This window comes from Synechococcus sp. R5-12 (genome assembly GCF_047502655.1).
GTDB lineage: Bacteria > Cyanobacteriota > Cyanobacteriia > Thermostichales > Thermostichaceae > Thermostichus.
The window spans coordinates 1-7,009 of the sequence record NZ_JANSIM010000035.1 but is presented as its reverse complement, the minus strand read 5'-3'; the positions used below and the strand labels follow the sequence as shown (position 1 = coordinate 7,009).

Sequence of the window (7,009 nt, the reverse complement as noted above, 5' to 3'; positions counted from 1 at the left end):
AGTGGTGAGTGGATAGTGACTAGCCACTAGTCACTAACAGAGGGCAGGGCTTCCCGGCGGTCTAGCTAACGCTACGCATCGCCAACAGGAGCGATGAGCAGGGGAAACGCTACAAAAAACAAACCGTGAAAAATCCCCCGGCCTCAAGGGTGAGGAGAACGTCAAACTGCCCAAAATTCCCCTGCAATTTGCAATGGCCACAAAAGGGGATCCCTAGAGCTTGCGGGAATAGAACTCAACCACCAAAAGCTCGTTGACCGGGGCGCAAATTTGCTCGCGGGGGGGCAATTCCTTGATGCGTCCGCGCAGCTTTTCTTTGTCAAACTCCAGGTAGTCCGGCAAAAACAACCCCGGATACTCCGCGTAGGCGGCCACCAGCTTGCGGGAAGATTCCTTATTTCTTACTGTAATCACATCCCCCACTTTGCAGCCATAGCTGGGAATGGTTACCTTTTGGCCGTTAACCTCTATGTGGCCGTGGCTCACGAGCTGCCGAGCTGCCGGAATGGTTGGAGCCATGCCCAGACGAAACACGATGCAATCCAACCGCATTTCCAGCATTTGCAGCAAGGCCAAACCGGTGGATCCCTTGGAGCGCCGTGCCTTGCGCATGTAGCGGATCATCTGCCGCTCGCTCAGCCCGTAGTTGAAGCGCACCTTCTGCTTTTCTTCTAAGCGAATGGCATATTCGGATTTTTTCTTGCGCTCGGCGCCATGCATACCGGGCGGGTTGGTATTTTTGGGGCGCTTGCGCGTCAAGCCGGGCAGATCAAGTCCCCCGAAGCGACGAATAATTTTTAGGCGGGGGCCTGTGTAGCGGGACATGCGGGCATTTCTCCGAAATCAGCAAACAAAGTCAGCAAGAGATGGTCAGCTGGGGAGCAAGAGTACAAACCACCAAAAGAATCGGCGATCTACTATATTAAGCGTTTAGTTCCTGCTTTGGACAAGGGGTCAAGGCTGTCTTTTGGGATCCCGTCTCCACCGTTGTAACTGTCTTGTCAGTCGTAGTGAACCCCCAGCTGGGTGCGGATGAAAGCGCGATCTTCGCTAAGCAAGCCGTTGAGGGTGCGCCGTTCCCCCAAGATGGGATCCGGATCCAGGCCGATGGCTTCCAAGTCGGCCAGCACCATCAGCTCCACCAATTGCGGGAAGCTCACCTTGGGCTCCCATCCTAGGACTCGCTTGGCTTTTGAAGCATCCCCCAACAGCAGATCCACCTCGGTTGGGCGGTAGTAGCGGGGGTCGATCTCGATCAACACTTGGTCTTTGTACAACCCCTGTTCGGCTTGGCCGGAGCCTTTCCAGGTAATCGGCAGGCCCACCAGCGCGAAGGCCCGTTCCACAAACTCGCGCACAGTGTGGGTTTCCCCGGTAGCCAGCACATAGTCATCCGGCTGGGGTTGTTGGAGCATCATCCACATCCCCTCGACGTAGTCTTTGGCGTAGCCCCAGTCCCGCTTGGCATCCAGGTTGCCCAGGTAGAGCTTGTCCTGTTTGCCGGCCACAATGCGGCTGACGGCGCGGGTGATCTTGCGGGTTACAAAGGTTTCCCCTCGCCGTGGGCTTTCGTGGTTGAACAAGATACCGTTGCAGGCGAAGAGGTTGTAGGCTTCGCGGTAGTTGACCGTCTGCCAGTAGCCGTACACCTTGGCACAGGCATAGGGGCTGCGCGGGTAGAAGGGGGTGGTTTCCTTTTGCGGGATCTCTTGCACTAGGCCGAACATCTCCGAGGAGCCTGCCTGGTAAAACTTCACCCGGATCCCGGTGCGCTGCTGGTAGTCGCGGATGGCCTCTAGAAGACGCAGCGTGCCCATGGCCACTGCATCGACGGTGTATTCCGGCGCATCAAAGCTCACCCGCACGTGGGATTGGGCCCCCAGGTTGTACACTTCCGTCGGCTGCACCTGTTCCAAAATCCTGCGCAGGGTGGTGCCATCCGTGAGATCCCCGTAGTGGAGAAACAGCCTGGCCTGGGGGTTGTGGGCATCCACGTAGATGTGGTCGATGCGGTCGGTGTTGAAGGTGCTGGCGCGGCGGATGATGCCGTGAACTTCGTAGTTTTTCTTCAACAACAGCTCGGCCAGATAGGAGCCATCCTGTCCGGTGATGCCGGTAATTAGGGCACGTTGGGTCATAGAGCTGGGGGCAAAGACTAGGAAAACACCAAAAATCAAAATGGCCTGAGGCTCAAGTCCAATGGCAAAACTCAAACCTCAAAGCGGAGACCTTGAAGCTAGAACATTATAGTGCAGCGGGACTCCTTCTCCTCAGGCAGGGCCCGCCGAGGCACATTCCTGGCCAAGGGTGTGGTCTTTCAACCGTTGCAAAGCGGCAGTCAGGGCCATGGGCCAGGGATCCGGCTGGCGCAGTTGTCGCACTCCCTGGGGCAGGCGCAGCACAGAAGCGCGGCTGGTGCGGGCAATGGCTTCCAGATCCGGCAAGGGATCCAGCAGCAGCCCTTTTTCCATAACTTTGCGCAAGAGCGGTTCGTAGCCAGGAGGCGGGGGCTCGTCAGCATGGCCCAACAAGTCTCCTTCAGGGCCGCGAAAGATCTGCTTGCGACCGGGAAGGGTGGCTTTGGCAAAGGAAGCTTTGGCCACTGGGATCCCGTTGATTTCCACCAATTTGTACACCCCGTTTACGCCTTCTCCAGTTACCAGGCGGGTGCCCACCCCATAACCGCTGATGGGGGCTTGGGAGCGATGCAGGCGCTCGATCTCGTATTCGTCCAAATCCCCACTGACGAACACCGGGGCTCCTTGAGGCAAAATTTGTTTCACCCGGCGAGAGAGATCTTCCAAATCTCCCGAGTCGATGCGCACCCCGCCGATTTCCCCCTGGGATCCCAGTTGATCTGGGCTTCTGGCCGCAAAAAGCTGGGCTGCTGTGCGCGCCCCTTGGATGGGATCGTAGGTATCGATTAGAAGCGCAGCTTGGGGAAAGTAGCGCCGAAAGGATTGAAAGGCGCGGGTTTCGTCTCCCGAGAGAGCAGCAATGGCCATCACCAGGGAATGGGCCATGGTTCCTGCCGGCTTGCGCCCCAATTTCAGGGCTGCCAAGACGTTGGAGGTGGCATTGAACCCTGCCGCCAGAGCCGCCCGGGCTGCCCATAGCCCCGCCTGGGGACCAAAAGCTCGCCGGGTGCCGAACTCCAACAAAATGGCCTCATCCCCTGCTGCATCTCGCATACGGGCCGCCTTGGTGGCGATCAGGGTCTGGTAGTTAAAGGTGGACAGCAAGTAAGTTTCCACCAGTTGGGCTTGCCAGAGGGGGGCTTCCACCCGCAACAGGGGCTGGTTGGCGAAAATGGCCGTTCCTTCCGGCACCGCCCACATATCCCCCTCAAACCGGCAGCGGGCCAGCAGATCCCAAAAGCGCTCCGGCGCATCGGCGAAAATGCCCGTTTCCCGCAGTGCTCGCAAAGCCTCGGGGGCGAAGCTGAGCTGCTGCAGGTATTCCACCGCCTGGGTGAGCCCCATGGCAATCAGATAGCCATAGTCGGTGGGCAGCCGCCGCACGAACAGCTCAAAGGCAGCGGGCTGAGCCTCTAGCCCTTCCCCCACATAGCAAGCGGCCATGGTGAACTGGTACAGATCGGTTAGCAAGCCATAGTCTTGGGGCTGCAACGACGAGAAATCAGGGCTCAACATGAAAAAACCTCAAGGCAGAAGCCGATGGGGAGCGATGGGATCGAGCAGAGAGCTGTCGCCAAGGTTATAGTGAAACTTACCATAAGTAAGCCTGCCTGTCCGGGATCCACCAGAAGCACCGCAACCCCCGAAAAGCTCGAAAAATCGGTCTCAACAAGACGCCAAATCCAAACTTAGCCGAGAACACAGGCGGCCATCTGGACAAAACCTCTTCCCCAACTTATAGTGAAACCAACCATAAGTACCAGCCCGACTTCCTTTAACCTTAGATCAAGCTTGTGCAAGCCTGGTCAATCCAGCCCCCACCGGGAGAACGCCATGAATGCCACTCTACAGGAGCTAACGGTTGCGGCTCCAGCGGGCCTTCCCCCCCACTTTGATCCGGAGCGGGTGGGAGAGATTTGGCGCGTGCCCTACCAACAGCGGGCAGCAGAAGCCGAGCTCTGGGCCAAGGAGCAAGGGATCCCGCCGGCAGAGGCGGATCGGGTGCGGGTGGGCTTGCTGCTCATTGATGTGCAGAACACCTTTTGCATTCCCGGCTTTGAGTTGTTTGTGGCCGGTTCCGGCGGATTGGGAGCGGTGGAAGACAATCGACGGCTTTGTCAGTTCATCTACCGCAATTTGGCCTGCCTCACCCAGATCATTGCCACTCTCGACACCCACACGGCCATGCAGATCTTCCACCCCGTCTTTTGGGTGGACGCGCAGGGAGCCCATCCTGAGCCGGCCACGGCCATTTCGGCAGCCGATATCCGCTGCGGACGCTGGCGGGTTAACCCCGCCATGGCTGCCAACCTCACCCAGGGGGATCTGACGCGGTTGCAGGTCTACGCTCTGCACTACGCCGAGCAGTTGGAGCAGGGGGGAAAATATCCCCTCATCGTCTGGCCCTACCACTCCATGCTGGGGGGGATTGGCCATGCCCTGGTGCCAGCGGTGGAGGAGGCGATTTTCTTTCACAGCATGGCCCGCTGCAGCCAGCCCAGCCTGCAGCTCAAGGGAGCCAATCCCTTGACGGAAAATTATTCCGTGCTTAGCCCGGAGGTTTTGACTGGGCCGGAAGGGGATCCCATCGACGAGAAAAATGAGCTCCTCATCCACCACCTGCTGCAGTTTGACGCCCTGATCGTGGCTGGCCAAGCCAAAAGCCATTGCGTGGCCTGGACGGTGAGTGACCTGCTGCAGGAAATCCAAGCCACGGATCCCAGCTTGGCCAAGAAAGTTTATCTTCTGGAGGACTGCACCTCGGCGGTGGTGATCCCCGGCGTTGTGGATTTCAGCGAACAGGCGGAGGCCGCTTTCGCCCGCTTTGCGGAAGCAGGAATGCACCGAGTGCGCTCCACGGATCCCATCTGGGAGTGGCCTGAGTTTCCCCGGGATCCCAGCTGACCTCCAACATCCGGTATGATGCAGCAGGATCCTCTGCTGGAGCAGCCCTGTGTACGGTCGCGGTAGCGGTGCGGAGCACTCTCGCGGTAGCGGTGCGGAGCACTTTTGGGATCCCCGCCCTGAGGCCAGTTCCACCGTCTCCAGCAGTCTGCGCCCCCCCAGCGGTGCCCGGGATCTCCTGCCGCGGGAAGTACAACGGCGGGAGAAGCTGGAGGCTCAGCTGACCCGGGTTTTCCGGCGCCATGGCTACCAGCGCATCATCACTCCCACCCTAGAGCGGCTGGAAACGCTGCTGGCGGGGGGATCCATCCGCGCTGAGTCGGTGCTGCAACTGCGGGATGGCGAAGGGACGATGCTGGGGCTGCGCCCCGAGTTCACTGCTTCCATTGTGCGGGCGGCAGCCACCCGTCTAGCCGGTGGGCCTTTGCCGTTGCGGCTCTACTACCACGGCAGCGTTTTTCGCAACAGCCGGCGGGAGGAGGGATCCTACAGTAGCCAGGAGTTTTTTCAGTCCGGAGTGGAGCTGATCGGGGCAGGGGGATGGCTGGCAGATGCCGAGATTCTGCTGCTGCTGGCCGATTGCATTCGCTCGATCGGCATCTCTTCTTGTGTAAACGGGACGGAGGCCGCCTGGACGCTGCTGCTGGGAGATGTCAGCCTCACCGAGAGTTTGCTCAGCGCCGTTGCCCCCACGGCTCAAGCGGCAGTGCGCCGTGCCATTGCCCAGCTCGACTACGTTTACCTGGAATCGGCCCCTCTGCCGGAAGCCGCCCGCCAAATTGGCTTGCAGATTCTGGGGCTGCGGGGACAGCCCGGCTCAGTTCTTTCTGACCTGGCTCAGTTGCCTGTGCCGCCTGAGCGGCTGCGGGATCTGCGGCAGCTCTGCCAGGTGCTGGAGGAACATGGGGTGCGGGTGGTGCTGGATCTGAGCTTGTTGCAAACCCTGGCCTACTACACCGGCATCGTTTTTCAGGCAGTGGCAGGCGGGGAGATCATTGCTCTGGGGGGACGCTACGACCGGCTGTACGCCCTCTACAGCCCTCAGCAGGTCGAACAGCCGGGGATCGGCTTTACCCTTCTGCCGGATACGCTGCTGCGGCTCTTGCCCCCCGATCCCCAAACCGAGGAGATGGGCTGCAAACGGTTGGTGGTGCCCCTGGTGCCGGCAGGGATCCCGGCGGCGCTGGCCTTGGCCGCCCGCTGGCGAGAATTGGAGGCGGTGGAGCTGGAATTGCTGGATCGGGCCCCTGAAGAGATCGAAGCCTATGCCCGCCAATGTCGGATCCCGGAGATCGCCTGGGTACAAGCCGACGGCAGCTACCACATCACCCACCCGGGCTAATGCTGGCAAGGTTGACCTCCCAACAGAGACGGGGCTGCACCAGTTGCAACAGGTGTTGGCGAATGCGTTCCAACTGCCGGATGGCGCTCTGCACCCCTGGCGCAAACGGCTGACGGGATCCCTGCGCCCAAAAATGCTGCTGCAAATAATCGATCAGCCACAGTTGTGCCGGCAGCTCCAAACTGGCCACCGCTCTGCCCAATTCCAATGCCTGCTGGAGAGAAGAGTGCCAGGGCCAACGTTTGAGTTCCTCAAGGAGCGACGGCGGGATCTGCTGCAGGTGCTGGTGGGCCAGCAAGGCCAAGCCGGGGCTGCCCTGGGCCAAGGCAATCAGCTCGGATCGAGGGATCCCTGCCAGATCTGGGCAACCCAACCCACTCAGCACCCGGTCGACCTCTTCTGGGCTGAGGCGGCGAAAAGGCACCATCTGGCAGCGGGACAACAGCGTCGGCAACAGCGAGGCCGCCTGGGGGGCGATGAGTATAATATGGGCTGGGCCTGGCTCCTCCAGGGTTTTCAACAAAGCATTGGCAGCGCTTTCCGCCAAGGTTTCGGCTCCCTCCAGCACCACCACCGCTCCCGATCGCGTAAGCGGGACGGAGTCCTTTCGCGTAAGCGGGACGGA

General features: G+C 60.2%; 5 protein-coding genes and 1 pseudogene. 2 read left to right on the top strand and 4 right to left on the bottom strand.

The features are described from left to right. Positions 1-213: 213 nt before the first annotated feature. The 3 genes from rpsD to NW843_RS02575 form a co-directional block, all read right to left on the bottom strand. Positions 214-825 (bottom strand): 30S ribosomal protein S4, encoded by a 612-nt coding sequence (gene rpsD / locus NW843_RS02585; protein WP_414522030.1) that lies wholly within the window; start codon positions 823-825, stop codon positions 214-216. Between the two features lie 176 nt (positions 826-1,001). Beyond that, positions 1,002-2,138, bottom strand: coding sequence for a GDP-mannose 4,6-dehydratase (gene gmd / locus NW843_RS02580; protein WP_414344822.1), 1,137 nt, complete (start codon positions 2,136-2,138; stop codon positions 1,002-1,004). Between the two features lie 132 nt (positions 2,139-2,270). After that, positions 2,271-3,653 (bottom strand): nicotinate phosphoribosyltransferase, encoded by a 1,383-nt coding sequence (locus tag NW843_RS02575; RefSeq protein ID WP_414522029.1) that lies wholly within the window; start codon positions 3,651-3,653, stop codon positions 2,271-2,273. A gap of 318 nt (positions 3,654-3,971) precedes the next feature. On the opposite strand from NW843_RS02575, the gene NW843_RS02570 reads away from it, so the two are divergent. After that, positions 3,972-5,042 (top strand): isochorismatase, encoded by a 1,071-nt coding sequence (locus NW843_RS02570; protein WP_414522028.1) that lies wholly within the window; start codon positions 3,972-3,974, stop codon positions 5,040-5,042. A gap of 49 nt (positions 5,043-5,091) precedes the next feature. After that, entirely contained in the window at positions 5,092-6,384 is a 1,293-nt protein-coding gene (locus NW843_RS02565; protein ID WP_414415736.1) for an ATP phosphoribosyltransferase regulatory subunit, read from the top strand. Here the strand turns inward: NW843_RS02565 and NW843_RS02560 are convergent. After that, positions 6,368-7,009 (bottom strand): annotated as a pseudogene (locus tag NW843_RS02560) (DNA polymerase III subunit delta'); the annotation flags it as partial. The gene NW843_RS02565 and the pseudogene NW843_RS02560 sit on opposite strands and share 17 nt — an antisense overlap.